The sequence below is a fragment of the Bradyrhizobium sp. SZCCHNS3052 genome, from assembly GCF_032484495.1.
Taxonomy (GTDB): Bacteria; Pseudomonadota; Alphaproteobacteria; order Rhizobiales; family Xanthobacteraceae; genus Bradyrhizobium.
The window spans coordinates 288720-303851 of sequence record NZ_JAUETB010000009.1; the positions used below are offsets into that span (position 1 = coordinate 288720).

Here is a 15132-nt window from a genome sequence, read left to right on the forward strand (position 1 = left end):
ATCGTGCGGCAATGCCTTGCTCTACTCCTCGATGGTGGCCTTGGGGACCGGCACGATGAAGCGGCCGCCCCAATCGCGAATGGCCGCCATCTGCGCCTTGATCTCGCTCTTGATGTTCCACGGCAGGATCAGGACGTAGTCGGGCCTGGCTTCGAAGATCGCTTCCGGCGGCAGGATCGGAATGCGCACGCCCGGCATGTAGCGGCCCTGCTTGGACGGGGCGCGATCGACCGTGAAGTCGAGAAAATCGGTGCGGATCCCGCAATAATTGAGCAGCGTCACGCCCTTCGCCGGGGCTCCGTAGCCGACGATCTTCTTGTTGTCGCGCTTCAGCGCCGTCAGCAGCTCGAGCAGCGCCCGCTTCGTCTCTTTGACCTGCTCGTTCCAGGCCATGTAGATCGCGTCGTCATGCAGCCCATAGGCCCGCTCTCGTGCCAGAACATCGGCGACGTTCGGGCTCTCCGCATGAGCGGCGCCCGCGTGGCAGACGAAGAACCGGATCGAGCCGCCATGCGTTTCCGGGAGCTCGACGTCGAACACCCGCAAGCCCGCTTGGGCGAAGATGCGCAGGCCCGCGATCAGCGACAGATAGGAGAAATGCTCGTGATAGATGGTGTCGAACTGATGCCGCTGCATCAAGGTCAGCAGGTGCTGAACCTCGAAGGTCGCGACGCCCTCGGGGGCCAGCAGGATTTTGACGCCGCCGACGAAGTCGTTGATGTCGGGAACGTGTGCGAGCACGTTGTTGGCCGTGAGGAGATCGGCCGACCAGCCCTCCTCCCGGAGGCGGGCCGCATAGTCGCGGCCGAAGAACTCGACCCGGGTCTCGATGCCCTTGGCGCGCGCGGCCAGCGCAACGCTTTCGCAGGGTTCGACGCCGAGGCAGTCGATCCCCTTCTGGAGGGAGTATTGCAGCAGATACCCGTCATTTGACGCGATCTCGACATGCCGCGAGGCCGGACCGAGCTTGAAGCGATCGGCCATGGCTTCGACGTAGCACCGCGCGTGCTCGAGCCACGAGGTGGAGTGCGAGGAGAAATAGGCATAGTCGGCGCGGAAGATCTCGGACGCGGCCAGGAGGTCGCGTGTCTGCGCCAGACGGCACTCGCGGCAGACGAAGGTCTCCAGCGGATAGAACGGCTCCGCGCGCATGTAGTTGGCCGGATCGATGTAGTCGTTCGCAACCGGCGAGGCGCCGAGGTCGATCAGCTTGAGGGTCAGGTCGTCGCCGCAGTGCCGGCACTTGGGCGCGACGCCGACGGCGGTGGGAAGGGTCAGTTCCATGATGTCTCCGTCACTACTGTCTTTGCCGGCTGAGGCGAAGCGTCTGCCCCGGCGCGATCACGTCCATTGCAACCTGTCGTTGATCCTGGCCGTCTCCATGTGTTCCTGCAGGACCTTGAGACGGATCAGATCGGACGAGCGAAACTCGGCATCCTTGAACTGCATTCTCTTGAGACCATCGACCAGGTTCTGGATCGACTGGTCGAGGGTGACCTGCGGCTGATGATCAGGGGCGAGGGAGCGGTACAGGCCGAAATCGACCTTGTAGGAGCGGCTGTCCACCGGCGCGGAGGTGTTGATCGACACGCTGGTCCCCGGCACGCGCGCAGCCACCGCGTTGGCGAGATCCTTGACCTGGTAGTTGCGGTCGTCCGAGCCGGCATTGACGGTGAGGAAGCGGCCGCCCGTCGCCGCCGGCCTGTCGATGGCCCAGTCGATCGCCCGCGCCATGTCGGCGACGTCGATCAGAGGACGCCACGGGGTGCCGTCGGAGAGCACGCTGATCTGGCGACGGGTGAGCGCGCAGGCCACGAAATCGTTGAGGACGAGGTCGAGCCGCAGCCGATCCGACATGCCGCAGGCCGTCGCAAAGCGCAGACAGGTGATGGTCATGCCGGTGTCGATCGCGGCGAGTTCCTGCTCCGATCCGATCTTCGACTTGGCGTAGGCCGTGATGGGATTGAGCGGATCGCTCTCCTTGCGCGGCGGTCCGTCGGCGATGCCGTAGACGCTGCAGCTCGACGCGAACACGAAATTCTTCACGCCGGCCGCCGCAGCCCTCCTGGCGAGCGATACGGTGGCATTCTGGTTGACGTCGAGCGTCACATCCTGGAAGCGATTGCCCATCGGATCGTTGGAGATCGCCGCCAACTGGACCACGGCGTCATAACCGCGGAGGTCGAGCGACATGTCGCGGACGTCGCCATGGATCTGCTCGTCGAGACATCGCTCCGGAACAACCGGCGCTCCGGTCAGGCAGTGCGCGAAATAGGCGTTGTCGAAGCCGTGCAGCGTCGCATCCGGGCGCTGCGCCCGCAGATGCCGCGCGACGACCGGACCCACATAGCCCATGTTTCCGGTGATCAGTACCTTCAAAATCGCACCCTCTATGCCACAAGCCAAAACAAGAATTTAAATCATCCTGTAGTGGATTATAATTTAATATTCTAGCCAGCGTCCAGTGAATCCGTCGGCAAGCGACGCCGCCCGCCGATTTCTCCGGCACGACGCACAAAACTCCGGGAAAACCCGTGTATTTACCCCGACCCGCCTGATGTTGCGATCATCCGGCCGGCGCGGCATCAGGCCCCCTCTTGATTTAATTAATTCGCTCAATTAAATAATGCCGCAAAACGAACAAATGTTGATCGCAGACCTCGGCAGCTTTAATTCGATCCCTGCAAATGAGGCGTCCCGCGCGGGATGCCCCGCCCGCCTCGATGACGCATTGATTGAAGCATTGAAAGACAGAGCATGACACTATCCGCCGGCGACTGGGTCGAAGTGCGCAGCAAGGAAGAGATCCTGGCGACGCTCGATGCCAACGGACGCCTCGAAGGGTTGCCGTTCATGCCGCAGATGTTCAAATGGTGCGGCCAGCGCTTCCAGGTCTACAAGCGCGCCCACAAGACCTGCGACACGGTCACCGGATACAACACCGGAGAGTGGCTCGGACGGCGCCTCCCCGACGCGGTGCATCTCGAGCATCGCTGCGACGGCGAGGCCTATGGCGGCTGCCAGGCGGCCTGCCTGATCTTCTGGAAGGAGGCGTGGCTCACCCCGGTCGATCCGGCCAAACCAGCGTCGGCCGGCCCGGATCGCGCGGCTCCCCTTCCGCCGCCCGGCGGCTGCACGGTGCGCGCGGTGTGGGATGCGACCAAGTCGCCGGACCAGCAGCCGGGAAAGGGCCCGCGCTACGCCTGCCAGGCGACCGAGCTGCCGACCTACACCCAGCCGCTCAAATGGTGGGACGCCCGGCAATACGCCGAGGACATCGCGTCCGGCAATGTCTCGCTCGCGAAGATGTTCCGGGGCTTCCTCTACTTCGCCTATGTCGGCGCCACCATGGCGCGTCGTCCCCGGCTCGGCCGGCCCGCGCGTTGGATCTACGACCGCGTCCAGTCGCTGTGGGGCGGCGTACCGTTTCCGCGCAAGCGCGGCGATCTCCTAACGGACAAGGACGCGCCGATCGCCGATCTCGGGCTGCAGCCCGGTGATCTTGTCCGCGTGCGCCCGCACCAGGACATCCTGGCCACCATCGACAAACAGACCAACAACCGCGGCATGGGCTTCGACGCCGAGATGGTGCCCTATTGCGGCAAGGTGTTCCGGGTGCGAACGCGGGTCGAGAAGTTCATCGACGAACGCACCGGCTACATCCGGCGGATGAAGACGCCGGCCGTCATCCTCGACGGCGTCTATTGCCAGTCGCGCTACAGCGAGAACCGGTTGTTCTGCCCACGCGGCATCTATGCGTGGTGGCGCGAGGTCTGGCTGGAGAAGGTGCCGTCCACCGCAATCGAGCGCCCGCCGGCAGAGGAGATCGTCGAACTTCCCCGACGGGCGGCCGGCTGACCGCCGGGCGCAGCGACGCATCGCGGCCAAGCGCCGATCATCTCCTCGCCGATCGGATATCGATGCGCCCTTCGCGGCGAGCGCCTTCGGCCGCCGTTCACCCCAGTGACAGCTTGCGCGCGACGAATGCCTCGGCATAGCGCTCGGCGGCGCGGCATTCCATGCCCCGCAACCGCGCCAGTCCCATGAACGTTTCCGGGTCGAACCATTGCTTGGAGCGCTGGCTGCCGAAATGCGCCATCAGCAGCGCGACCTTCCGCTTCATGATCCGCTCGGAGACGGGCATGTAGACATTGGGCCGTCCGAGATCGCCATCCCATTTCGGAATCTCGTACTCCAGGACGAGATGATCGCGGAACGTGTTCCAGACCAGGCGGTTGACCTGCCGATGGTCCTGATGGGCGTCGTCGCGGCGGTGGGCGAGGATGACGTCGGGATTGATGCGGCCCTTGAGCTGCTCGAACCAGGCCTTGATCTCCTCGCCCTGCTCGGGGAAGAAGCCGTCGCGGAACTGCATGATCTCGAGATTGCGGCCGGCGGCCTCGGCGAGGAAATCCTCGGCAGACGCCCGCGCCTCGACGCCGCGCTCGCCATTGCCGCTGAGCACGCACCAATGAACATCCAGGCGGATGCCCTGGTCGAGCCAGGACAGCAGCGTGCCTCCGGCGCCGATCTCGATGTCGTCGGAATGCGCACCGAGGCACAGGACCGACAGCCGGTCGCCGCGACCGGCGAGCTGCAGCGCCCTCATCCGTTCACCACAGCCGGAAGGCTGGAGCCGAGATGCCAAGGCGTGTCGCCGCGCTCGATCATCTCCTCGAGCACCTGGCGGTCGCGGAGCGTGTCCATGGCCCGCCAGAACCCTTCGTAGCGGTAGGCCATCAGCTCGCCGCGGTCGATCAGCCGCTTGAACGGCTGCACGACCAGCTCATCCCCCTCCTCGATATAGTCGAAGATCTCCTTGCGGAAGATGAAGTAGCCGCCGTTGATCCAGATGTTGGAATCATTGCTCGCCGCCATGCGGCCCACGGTGCCGTCGGCGTCGAATTCGGCGAGGTGGAAGCTGATCGGCGGATGGATGGCGATGAAGCAGCCGATCTTCCCGCTGCGCTTGAAACGATCGATCATCTCCGGCAGCGGCGCGTCCGTCAGGCCGTCGCTGTAGTTGGCGAGAAAGATCTCCTCGCCCTCGACCATGTGCCGGACGGCCCGCAGTCGCTGGCCGATGTTGCGCCAGATGCCGGTGTCCACCAGCGAGACCCGCCAATCCGGTGGGCGATCGCCCAGCAGCTCGACCTTCCTGCCGAACTGCGAGATCGTACAGTCGGTGGTGGACGCCTGATTGTAGTTCAGGAAATACTCCTTCACCACATTGGCCTTGTAGCCCAGGCACAGAACGAAATCCCGGTGCCCGTACTGGCTGTAATACTGCATGACATGCCAGAGGATCGGCTGATGGCCGATCGGGATCATCGGCTTCGGAATGCTGTCGGAGTATTCCCGGATCCGCGTCCCGAGTCCTCCACAGAACAATACGACCTTCATGGCGCGACGTCCTTCGGGTTCTCGATCGTTGAAATGAGCATCATTATCTTCCAATCTCGCCGGCCGGCCTCGGAGACGGCTCGCCGTGCCCCCGTTTCGCCCTCCCGACTGCGCGAGGAAAACCTCCCCTGCATTCGGTCTGCTGCGGACGTCACCCGCGTCGCGGGCGCCCGGCTCCGGATTAATAATCCAATTATATTTATTTTTAAATGCCGTTCTTGGCGTCCGGCATTGAAATATCCGCCGCACGAACATTAATCCGCCACACCGGCATTTGCCGGGACCGCCTGGAGGGCGCGCGCTCGGCATCGTTTCCGCGCTTCAAGAACCGCCATTCCGGTGTCATCGACCTCGTCGCGGTATCGGGAGATGATCCGCGGTATCGGGAGATAATCCGGCGGCGCGAATAAATCCCAATGGCAATTTTTAACTGTTTAAATTAAATACCAAAACATATAATGACGGCTAACCGCTATTTAACCGAGTTTCGAACACCGACATCCCATGCATTACGTGGATCAGCCCGAGACTCTCGACCGAAACGGAATGCCGACCGTCCTCGTGGAACGGCAATTCCAAGGGCGCAAATGGCCCGTCCACTACGACTCGGTGGAGCCCTTCGCGATCGTGGCGGACATCGCAACGATCACCATGTCGAGCGTCCTGTCCGGGTTTCTGTATCACCTGCAGGATGCGGCGGGCGCCAACGACGTCAGTAAATCGCTCGGCCTGGCGATCCTCGTGTCGGCACTGTTCGTCTCGCTGATGAAGATCCGCGGGATGTACCGGCCGGCCGAGCTGCTGATCCTGCCGCGCCAGATCCGCGCGGCCTGCCTGACCTGGGTCACGGCGTTCCTCGTGTTGGCCGGCGCGCTGTTCGCGCTCAAGATCGGGAGCGAATTCTCACGCGGCAGCAGCATCGTATTCGCGATGCTCGGGCTCGTGGCGCTGATCCTGCATCGCCGGACCACCGCCTATCTGCTGGCAAAGGGGCTGGCGGAGAGACGGTTTTCGGGCCGCAACATCGTTCTGATCACCGATGAAGCCAGCAAGGACAACCCTGGACTGACCCAGGTGCTCACCGACACCGGCTTTCGCGTCCAGCGACACTTCCTGCTTCCCGAGCCCGACGCGGATCCGGATCAGCGACAGCGGATCGTCTCCAGCGTGATCGACTATGTGCGCGGCTCCGACATCGAAGAGATCGTCGTCGGCGCCAATCCCGAACCCTTGTCCGACCTGCGCACGCTCGGCGCCGAGCTGAGAGTCCTGCCGTTTCCAGTGAGTTTCGTGCCGCTCGGAACGGCGTCGGACCTCTTCAAGCGGCCGTGCCGCGAGCTCGGCAATGCGGTCTGCATCGAGCTGCAGCGCGGCCTGCTGAGCCCGCTCGAACACGCCACCAAGCGGCTCATGGATGTCATGCTGGCGGGCATCGCGCTGGCATTGATGTCGCCGCTGCTGCTGCTGGTGGCGATCGCCATCAAGCTCGACTCGGCCGGGCCAGTGCTGTTCCGGCAGCAGCGCTGTGGATTCAACGGCCGATCTTTTCAGATCTACAAGTTTCGCACGATGTCCGTTCTCGAGGACGGGCCTTCGATCGTCCAGGCCCAGATCGGCGACAGCCGGTTCACCCGGCTCGGGACCTGGCTGCGCCGGACCAGCATCGATGAGCTGCCGCAGCTGCTCAACGTCCTGGACGGCAGCATGTCCCTGGTCGGTCCCCGCCCCCACGCATTGGCGCACGACAACGAATTCGACAAGCTCGTGCGCAACTACGCGTTCCGTCGCCGCGTCAAGCCCGGACTGACCGGCTGGGCGCAGGTGCATGGCTGCCGCGGCCCGACGCCCACGCGTGCGTCGATCGAACAGCGCGTCGAATTCGATCTCTGGTACATCGACAATTGGAGCCTGTCGCTCGACATCGCGATCCTGCTGAGGACGCCGATCGAGCTGATCCGCGGCAACAATGCCTATTAGGCGCATTCGCAACGGATGATGATCGCGAGCCCATCGGCGGAGCCGTGCGGGCAGATCGGACCGATTTCAGGGTTTTGGCCGGCGGATCGCAACATGGGCGTCAGACCGCTCACATGTCGCTCCCCAATGCAGACAGTGCGAATCAGGTGCCGCATCGACGCGGCACGTCGCTCAAACTCTGAACGGGCCTGACTGAAGCTACCTCGATCAGGCGCGCTGACGGCGACTTTTCGAAGCGGCAGCCCCATTGATCGCAAACTCCTCGATCCGATGCCCGGTCTTGATCGCCGCCACCAGCCAACGCGGCTGCTTGCCTCGGCCGGACCAGGTCTCGGAGGTCTGCGGATTGCGATACTTCGGCAGCACGCGGGGATATTTGCGCCGCGCCTTGCCGCTCGTGGTGTAGGACTGCCCACTCTCGCTGCCGGCACCTTCGATGGCACCGCGGCTGCGGTTGAGAACCGCCAGTCGACGTTCGAGCTCGCGCTTCTCCGACGTGATCCTCACGGCGAGGATCTGACTGATCTGCTCGTGGAGAGACCAGAGGTCATCGAAGGACATCGCCTCGAAATCGATCTTCTTGGTGGACATACAGCGACCTTTGTCTGTGATCTCTATCCTGCCGGATTAACGTCATATAATTCGGTATTTCGTTCCGCAAGTGGCTCGTGGTCGGAAAAACTGAATATTTGAGTTATACCACCCCGGCCAAGCCAAATGGTTGTAACTCAAATAAAGTGCAACCTGCAACCCCGTTTCCGAAACGATGTCGCGCCGCCTTCGAGATTGCGGCAGCATTCGTCTGCACACCGGAAGAAGTCGCCGAATCAACACGATTCTGCGACGAATTCGCAGCATATTACGGCAAGACCGCGTCAAAGTGACGTAGTTTCGATGATCGAACTTGCGCGTATTTGATAGCTGATATTCTCCCCACGCCATGGTTTTCAAAGCTGCCGCGGCGGACTTACAACCTATTCGAGCGAGCACCCTGATAACCCGGACCGAGATATTTTTGCATGCGCACAAAATGTCGCGAGCGAGTTTAATTGAGCACGCCATCGTGAATATGCCGCAAAGCCGCCGACATTGTTCCGGCGAATCAAACGCCTTCCCCAAATATTGAACCCTTCAGGAGCGTTCGCGCGAATCAGACTCGCTCACGTCGCGCCGACAGCATCCGGGGGGCGCGCGGCGTCAGACGGGCACACCATCGGCAGCGGAACTAACTGCCGCTGCGATCGGCCGTGAGGTTGAGGACGGCTGCGGACACCCGGCGGCCGATCCCGGCACCCGTTGTCCAAAGTCATCGCTCGTGGGGGCTACGTCAGAGGCCCGTGCGCCAGGTGAAGCGGCAGCATCGCATGGTTCGCCGCGATATGGTTTCCGGCCCGTCTCGGAGCGCCGTCTTGCGGGACACGACGGCTGAAGAACGTCCAGATGACATCCGGCCGTCGAGCGCCACCGACAGCCGCACTGGGCGACCTGATGCGTCATCAGGGGTCAATGCCGAGCGGCTGTCGCCTCGCGCCGGCAACCGGCGCGGCCATGACGGCCGGCCGGCGCGGCGATCAAATTCCGATGCGATTATTTCTGCTGCCTGGTTCGACCCGGCACCGCCGGCCGGGGCGGAATCAAGTGCGCCGTCCCGCGGCCGTGCCGCGTGGCCATCGGGCGACGCCTGGAAGCCGTGGACTTCTTCGCGCGTTTGCCGAGGCTGCTGCTGATGGATTGGATCTCATCGAGCAAGGCATCACAAAGCTCGATCTGCGACCGCAGCGCGGATTGCTGCGAACGGCCCGACGTTGGCCGGCCGAAACGTAATTTGGCAAGGCGTATTTTATTCAGCGATTTCAGGACGGCCTTCAAAGCGCTACCGCCGCCACCCATCTCAATATCCTCAATCAACGCGGCACCAAGCTCGTCACACAAGGACGGACCCCACTCGTTGGCGAGTTTCGAGGGCTTCTTCGCCGAATGCCGCCGAACCGTCATCGCAACGATGCACGAATTCGATTTTCGGCATTAAATTAACCACTCGCGACAAGTTAATTTACCATTTGACATCAAGACATTAAATACTTCTAGCGCTCGCTGCGGTTTGCAGTAAAATGCTACCGCATTGCCAGAAAGGTATTTTTAAGTACCTTTCGTCCGGTACAATTGAAGCTTTAGTTTGTTCAGTCTACCCTTTTATGTCTCCGACCGTGCAGAATCGTCTCTACACAATTAATTTAATTCTAGATTACGTAAGAATACGGTGCGGAGCTGCCCATTTAATCGTCTGCGCGATGATCGACGCTCCCCGAACGCGGCGGGACCGGCCGAGCACCGCCCTTATCGGCCATCGCGGCCGCCATCTTGCGCCGAGATTGACCATGACTCGGCCGAGCGGAGCGTCCAGCGCCGTTCGGAGACGTCGAGGAAGGGGCCCAGGTTACCACAACATGGGCCGCGCCGGCGCCCCGCACACCAGCGCGCGGCGGTACAGCACGCCCCGGGGCGTCTCGACGGCGACGCGCCGAATGCATCCGGGATGAAGCGCGAGATTGTAATGAAACGGAGTGGCCTCGAATGCCCCGTGCAGCCGGCAGAGTCGGCTGAGATCCGGCCCGCACTCCGTCAGCGGATAGAGGCCGCGCGCCGACGCGGGATCGGATAGGCCCGTGAGGGCGATCGCGAAAGCGCCTGCGGCGATCCTGATCACGTTCGACAATTGCGTGCTCCGTTGCAAACAGCCTCAAAGGCTGGCGCAGCAGCATAGACTTGATCGGCGGCCTAGGACAACCGGCCGCCCGCATGCGGTCCCGCCGCCCGCACGGCCTTCGAATCTCGCCGATTACAGAGGCGCCTGGGCGGCGCGGGTTTGCCTCCCTCGGCTGTCCGGCTGCCTCGGCTCACCGACGCGCTGCGCGGACTGCGATGTCGTCGCGCCTGCTCGAGCGAAGCGACTCAGGCTAACCGTTGCGCAACGGCTTTGTGCTTAAAATTGCTCGGGTTCTGTTAGGTCGAATGGATCATCCCTTCACCGTGGGACCCTCCTGGCGGCGTTGACAGCCTTGAGTGGTAATATGGTAATGTCAGACTGTGGCCTAATTGGCACGGCCGGGCAAAAGCGGACCAACCGGAATGGCGGTGCGCTTTCGTCCGGTATGGCTGCCGGGTAGGTTGAAACAAGTGGGACGTTCTCCCTTCTTGGTGAGGGAGCAGCGTGGGGAACGTATTTTTGCTGTATTTGGGGAAGCGTTTGAAAGCCTTGATCAAGCCGCCCGGGTCGACCGGTGGCGGGGCTGCTGTGCGCAAGAGCGCAGCGGGCCCGAAGGGCTTTCGTGGCCTTCGCCGTGGCTCGCGCGCGCTCTTGACTCTGGCGATCCTGGCGCTTCTGCCAGCCTGCTCCCTGCTTCCCGGGACGGGGCCGACCAGCGACGCAGTGAGCGACAATGCCACGGCCAGCGTGCGGTCGAATACGGCGCTCCCCTATGCGCTGGTCGACGTCAGCCCCGAGACGATCGGCTTCCTGTCGCAGCCCAACATGGTCACGTTCCAGGGCGTGTTTCCCGACAAGCGGCCGAAGCCGGTGCAGCTCGCCGGCATCGGTGACGTGCTGAACGTGTCCATTTTCGAAGCCGCCCCAGGCGGGCTGTTCACGCCGGCCACGGCCGCCGGCGCCCGACCTGGCAACTTCGTGGATCTGCCGGCGCAGGCGGTGGACCAGCAAGGCAATATCCGCGTTCCCTATGCGGGCGAGATCGCCGCCGCCGGCCGGACGCTGCCGCAGATCGAGCAGGAGATCGTCCTCCGGCTGCAGAAGCGCGCCCTCGAGCCGCAGGTCGTGGTCAGCCTGAACCAGCAGCATTCCAGCGTGGTCAGCGTGCTCGGCGACGTCAACACGCCGGGCGTGCTGGCCCTCAACAGCGTGGGTGAACGCCTGCTGGCGGTGATCGCGCGTGCGGGCGGCCCGAGGCACGAGGCGATCGAAAGCTACGTGACCCTGCAGCGGGACGGCAAGCGCGTGCGCGTGCTGCTCAGCCGCGTGGTGCAGGATCCGCGCGAGAACATCTTCATCCGCCCGAACGACGTCATCTACATCACGCGGGAATCCCCGACGTTTACGGCCCTCGGCGCCCTCAACCAGAACGTCTTCGGCTTCAATTCCGAGATTGCGTTCGATACGGAGACGCTGACGCTGGCCCAGGCGATCGGCAAGGCGGGCGGCCTGAACGACCAGCAATCGGATCCCGCCGAGGTCTTCCTCTATCGCTACGAGGAGCGCCCGCTACTGCAGAAGCTCGGCATCGATACCAGCCGCTTCATGTACGACCGCATTCCGACCATCTACCACGTCAACCTGCGCGATCCCTCCGGCATGCTGCTGGCTTCGGGCTTCCAGATGCGCAGCAAGGACGTGATGTACGTCGCCAATGCCAAGGTGGTCGACTACTACAAGCTTCTGACCCTGATCAACAACACGGCAACGACGACGTCCAACACGGCCACCGCGGTGATCAACGTCAACACGGCGACGAAGACCCGGTGGTGAAGCGCAACGGCGGGCCGGTAGCGGCCTGAACGGGAGCGGCGGGCCGGAGTCCGCCCCGCTCAAGGTTGCGGCATCGGACGGCCGTCGTGTGACAAGCCGTGACAATCCAGCCAATCGCCGCGACCAAACGACACCGGCGCTGCATCCGGCCGCGACATCGAACGCGCAGTATCCCTCTGCAGGCGACGCGATCGCCCGCGCGAACGAATTGGGAGACTGACGTGAAGACATCCATCGCGACATTTCTGCTCGTGGCAGTCCTTTCGGCGGCAGCCGCGGCCGACGCGAATGCCTGGACCCGCAGCGGCTCGGTCACCGGACCGCGCGGCACCACCTCATTTGGCGGCTCCGGCAGTTGCTCCGGGGGTGCCTGCGCCTGGCAGGGTGGCGGCACAGGTCCCGCCGGCCGCAGCTGGTCGCGCTCTGGCTCCGCGAGCTGCAGCGACGGCAGCTGCACCCGGCAGGGCCAGGGCACGGGACCGCGCGGCAATTCCTACAGCTACAGCCGCACCGTCACGCGCTGAGCGGACGCCGCGCTGGCGGCGCGGCCCTCCGGAAGCATTGACACCGCCGGTCCGCTTGCTGTTCCGGAGCGGACCCGCGCGCCGTCTCCATCCGATCACACCGGATACGCGCCATGCCCATCCTCTCGCCCCTCTCCCCGTCGACGCGCATGATCGTGCTGTTGACGGCAGTCGGCTTCATGACGCTGGAATATGGGCTCGGCCGGCTCGCCGGCCGCGAGACTCACGACCTGCGTGAGACCGCGGTCTCGTTCACGATCGCGATCGGACAGCACCTCATCCGCGCAATGGTCGCGCTCGTCGCGGCCGTTCCCTTCTTCATCGCCTATCGCCACAGGATGTTCGATTTCGATCCCAGCCGGCCGCTGGCCCTGCTCGCCTTGTTTCTCGCCAGTGAGTTCGTCTATTATTGGCACCATCGCGCCTCGCATCGGGTTCGCTGGCTGTGGGCCACGCATGCCGTGCATCACTCTTCGACGCATCTGAACCTGACGGCGGCCATTCGTCTCGGCTGGACAAGCGAGATCTCCGGACATTTTCTGTTCTATCTGCCGCTGGCGCTGCTCGGCTTCCATCCGCTCGCGATCATCGCCATGCTCGGCGTCAATCTGCTCTACCAATTCTTCATCCATACCGAGCTCGCACCGCATCTCGGTCCGCTCGAATATGTGCTGAACACGCCACGACATCACCGCGTTCACCACGCGGCCAACGCGTCCTGTCTCGATCGCAATTATGGCGGCATGCTCATCATTTTCGACCGGCTGTTCGGTAGTTTCGCCGAGGCCCCGGCCGGCGAGACCTTGCGCTATGGCCTCATCGGCGTTGAACCGAGTGTCAATCCGTTGCGGATCGCATTTGGCGAATGGATTGCGATCGCCCGCGATCTCGCGGCAGCCCGGAGTTGGACGATGCGGCTGCGCGTGCTGACCGCTGCGCCCGGAGAGAATCTCCACCGCGGGGAGTCCCCCGCCAGCCGAGAAGGATGCTCATGATGTCACATCGCCGATCGTTCATGGCGGCCGCTCTGCTCGTGTCGACCACGGCGCTCGCCGCCGAGCGCGGCATCATCCTCGATACAAGCGACGGCCCGCGTCATGCGCTGGTGATGACCACGGGCAGGACGCCACAGCCGACCGTGATCGTGCTCCATGGCGCGCTCGGCAGCGGCGCCGGCACCGCCCGCACGACAGGCTTTGCCGAAGCCGCGAGAGCCCATGGCTTCGCCGCGGTCTTTCCCGACGGCGTCGACCGGCAATGGAATGACGGCCGCGACGGCCGCTCCGGCGGTCCCGATGATGTCGGCTTCATCCGCAACTTGGTCCGGCAGCTCGTCGCCGACGGCACGGCCGATTCCCGGCGCATCTATCTCGCCGGCATCTCGAATGGCGGCATGATGAGCTTCACCCTGGCCTGCAAGGCGCCGGAGCTGTTTGCCGGCATCGGCACGGTGATCGCCAACATGCCTGAAGGCATCGAGCCCTGCACCGCGCGGCCGGTGCCGGTGGTGATGATCAACGGCACGGCTGATCCCATGGTGCCCTATCGCGGCGGCGAGGTCGGGCTGCGCGGCGGGCGCGGCCGGGTGTGGAGCGCTGAAAAGACGGCGGAGTTCTTTGCGCGGCGCGACGGTTGCAGCGCACGCCAGGCCGTGGCGCTGCCGCATCGGGATCTCGCCGGCGACACCTCCGTCACGCAACTCAGCTGGCGCGATTGTCAGGTGATCGGCGGCGTGTCGCTGTATCGCGTCGAAGGTGGCGGACATGCCCTGCCCGGCCGCCGCCCGCTGGCGCCGCGCCTGCTCGGCCCGAGCAATTTCGACATCGATGCCGCCGAGGTCATTCTCCGCGCGTTCGATCTCGCGCGCACGCTGTAGTCCGGCAAGTCTGAAGGCTCCGAGCGTGCCGAGACGGAGCGGTCACCAGTGGGCACGCGAGCTCAGGCGGCGATCGTCGGCGTGGTGTTCGGTTCGCGCGGCAGCTCTGCCTCGCCGTGCGAAGGAAGATTCTCACCGCGGATGCCGAGCGGCGGTCCGATCCACAACGCGTGCGCGGTGTGATCGGCCAACGGCTCCGTCGTATTCGGATGCACGAGCACGCTGAGGCGGCCATGATTGAGCATCAGCCATGGCACCAGCGCTGGAAACACGTCGACCGCGAAGGCAACTTGATACATCGGCCGCTCGTGAGGCCCGACCAGCGCGTCATGCCAACGCCCGAGCGTCACGAGGAAGCGGTCGGCCATCCACTGCCGCAGCTGTGCCGCTTCGGCTCGAGTGGCATCATCGAAATAGATGTGGGCATGAAAGCTCGCAATTGCGCTCAGGCGATGCGGCTGCGCTGCCGAGGTCGTTTCCATCCGCGCCTCTCGATCGATTCAACCGCGTTCGATCAATTCAATCACGTTGGCCGCACAGGCGAACCGATGCGGCGTGGTCATCCTAGCATCGCAGCCTGCCCTCGGTCGCGCCGCGAGTCATCGCCGGCGGACGCTGGCCTCGAGATCTCGGCGGGGCTCGAGCTTCGACCCCGGCAGCATGTCGCCGCGCGAACGACCGCATCAGGACAAACGACAACGCCGCGCTGAGGTTTCAGCGCGGCGTTGTTGTTTAGGGTTGTGAAGAGGGGATGTCCTTTGCAGGCCTGGCAGCGACCTACTCTCCCAGGGCTTGAGCCATAGTACCATTGG

General features: G+C 63.8%; 14 protein-coding genes. 6 read left to right on the forward strand and 8 right to left on the reverse strand.

Translation table 11 applies throughout. The annotated features are described in order from the left end of the window. Positions 1 to 21: 21 nt before the first annotated feature. Both QX073_RS25265 and QX073_RS25270 read right to left on the reverse strand, forming a co-directional pair. Entirely contained in the window at positions 22 to 1284 is a 1263-nt protein-coding gene (locus QX073_RS25265) for a class I SAM-dependent methyltransferase (protein WP_315752492.1), read from the reverse strand. 57 nt (positions 1285 to 1341) lie between these two features. Further along, entirely contained in the window at positions 1342 to 2379 is a 1038-nt protein-coding gene (locus QX073_RS25270; protein ID WP_315752491.1) for an SDR family oxidoreductase, read from the reverse strand. A 378-nt stretch (positions 2380 to 2757) separates the two neighbouring features. On the opposite strand from QX073_RS25270, the gene QX073_RS25275 reads away from it, so the two are divergent. Further along, positions 2758 to 3858, forward strand: a complete 1101-nt coding sequence (locus QX073_RS25275; RefSeq protein WP_316164858.1) for a hypothetical protein — start codon at positions 2758 to 2760, stop codon at positions 3856 to 3858. A 97-nt stretch (positions 3859 to 3955) separates the two neighbouring features. Here QX073_RS25275 and QX073_RS25280 read toward each other — a convergent pair whose 3' ends face one another. After that, the gene (locus tag QX073_RS25280; protein ID WP_316164857.1) at positions 3956 to 4609 is read right to left on the reverse strand and encodes a PIG-L deacetylase family protein; all 654 of its coding nucleotides are present in this window, start codon (positions 4607 to 4609) and stop codon (positions 3956 to 3958) included. Next, on the reverse strand, positions 4606 to 5403 hold the full coding sequence (locus QX073_RS25285) for a glucose-1-phosphate cytidylyltransferase (RefSeq protein ID WP_315717387.1): 798 nt from the start codon (positions 5401 to 5403) through the stop codon (positions 4606 to 4608). The genes QX073_RS25280 and QX073_RS25285 overlap by 4 nt, the downstream gene beginning before the upstream one ends. A 504-nt stretch (positions 5404 to 5907) precedes the next feature. On the opposite strand from QX073_RS25285, the gene QX073_RS25290 reads away from it, so the two are divergent. Further along, the gene (locus QX073_RS25290) at positions 5908 to 7380 is read left to right on the forward strand and encodes an undecaprenyl-phosphate glucose phosphotransferase (protein WP_315752488.1); all 1473 of its coding nucleotides are present in this window, start codon (positions 5908 to 5910) and stop codon (positions 7378 to 7380) included. Positions 7381 to 7587: 207 nt separating this feature from the next. On the opposite strand, the gene QX073_RS25295 is transcribed toward QX073_RS25290, so the two are convergent. The 3 genes from QX073_RS25295 to QX073_RS25305 all read right to left on the reverse strand — a co-directional run bounded on the left by QX073_RS25295 (position 7588) and on the right by QX073_RS25305 (position 10087). After that, the gene (locus tag QX073_RS25295) at positions 7588 to 7971 is read right to left on the reverse strand and encodes an H-NS histone family protein (RefSeq protein ID WP_315717385.1); all 384 of its coding nucleotides are present in this window, start codon (positions 7969 to 7971) and stop codon (positions 7588 to 7590) included. A 996-nt stretch (positions 7972 to 8967) separates the two neighbouring features. Then, the gene (locus QX073_RS25300) at positions 8968 to 9375 is read right to left on the reverse strand and encodes a hypothetical protein (RefSeq protein ID WP_315717384.1); all 408 of its coding nucleotides are present in this window, start codon (positions 9373 to 9375) and stop codon (positions 8968 to 8970) included. 442 nt (positions 9376 to 9817) lie between these two features. Then, positions 9818 to 10087 (reverse strand): hypothetical protein, encoded by a 270-nt coding sequence (locus QX073_RS25305; protein ID WP_315827888.1) that lies wholly within the window; start codon positions 10085 to 10087, stop codon positions 9818 to 9820. 723 nt (positions 10088 to 10810) lie between these two features. Here QX073_RS25305 and QX073_RS25310 point away from each other — a divergent pair. The 4 genes from QX073_RS25310 (at position 10811) to QX073_RS25325 (ending at position 14320) form a co-directional block, all read left to right on the forward strand. Beyond that, entirely contained in the window at positions 10811 to 11920 is a 1110-nt protein-coding gene (locus tag QX073_RS25310) for a polysaccharide biosynthesis/export family protein (protein ID WP_316226563.1), read from the forward strand. A gap of 221 nt (positions 11921 to 12141) precedes the next feature. Beyond that, complete coding sequence (locus tag QX073_RS25315) at positions 12142 to 12444, forward strand: hypothetical protein (RefSeq protein ID WP_316170944.1); 303 nt, start codon at positions 12142 to 12144, stop codon at positions 12442 to 12444. A 113-nt stretch (positions 12445 to 12557) separates the two neighbouring features. Further along, on the forward strand, positions 12558 to 13439 hold the full coding sequence (locus tag QX073_RS25320; protein ID WP_316170945.1) for a sterol desaturase family protein: 882 nt from the start codon (positions 12558 to 12560) through the stop codon (positions 13437 to 13439). Then, positions 13439 to 14320 carry an alpha/beta hydrolase family esterase gene (locus QX073_RS25325; RefSeq protein ID WP_316226564.1) on the forward strand — a complete coding sequence of 294 codons (882 nt, stop codon included), beginning with the start codon at positions 13439 to 13441 and terminating at the stop codon, positions 14318 to 14320. The genes QX073_RS25320 and QX073_RS25325 overlap by 1 nt, the downstream gene beginning before the upstream one ends. Positions 14321 to 14382: 62 nt before the next feature. On the opposite strand, the gene QX073_RS25330 is transcribed toward QX073_RS25325, so the two are convergent. After that, the gene (locus tag QX073_RS25330) at positions 14383 to 14802 is read right to left on the reverse strand and encodes a DOPA 4,5-dioxygenase family protein (protein WP_315717378.1); all 420 of its coding nucleotides are present in this window, start codon (positions 14800 to 14802) and stop codon (positions 14383 to 14385) included. Positions 14803 to 15132: the final 330 nt, after the last annotated feature.

What these genes read in the sequence shown, in the direction of transcription:
- QX073_RS25265 (WP_315752492.1), bottom strand. Translation starts at nt 1,284, where the DNA reads ATGGAACTGACCCTTCCCACCGCCGTCGGCGTCGCGCCCAAGTGCCGG.
- QX073_RS25275 (WP_316164858.1), top strand. Translation starts at nt 2,758, where the DNA reads ATGACACTATCCGCCGGCGACTGGGTCGAAGTGCGCAGCAAGGAAGAG.
- QX073_RS25280 (WP_316164857.1), bottom strand. Translation starts at nt 4,609, where the DNA reads ATGAGGGCGCTGCAGCTCGCCGGTCGCGGCGACCGGCTGTCGGTCCTG.
- QX073_RS25285 (WP_315717387.1), bottom strand. Translation starts at nt 5,403, where the DNA reads ATGAAGGTCGTATTGTTCTGTGGAGGACTCGGGACGCGGATCCGGGAA.
- QX073_RS25290 (WP_315752488.1), top strand. Translation starts at nt 5,908, where the DNA reads ATGCATTACGTGGATCAGCCCGAGACTCTCGACCGAAACGGAATGCCG.
- QX073_RS25295 (WP_315717385.1), bottom strand. Translation starts at nt 7,971, where the DNA reads ATGTCCACCAAGAAGATCGATTTCGAGGCGATGTCCTTCGATGACCTC.
- QX073_RS25300 (WP_315717384.1), bottom strand. Translation starts at nt 9,375, where the DNA reads ATGACGGTTCGGCGGCATTCGGCGAAGAAGCCCTCGAAACTCGCCAAC.
- QX073_RS25320 (WP_316170945.1), top strand. Translation starts at nt 12,558, where the DNA reads ATGCCCATCCTCTCGCCCCTCTCCCCGTCGACGCGCATGATCGTGCTG.
- QX073_RS25325 (WP_316226564.1), top strand. Translation starts at nt 13,439, where the DNA reads ATGTCACATCGCCGATCGTTCATGGCGGCCGCTCTGCTCGTGTCGACC.
- QX073_RS25330 (WP_315717378.1), bottom strand. Translation starts at nt 14,802, where the DNA reads ATGGAAACGACCTCGGCAGCGCAGCCGCATCGCCTGAGCGCAATTGCG.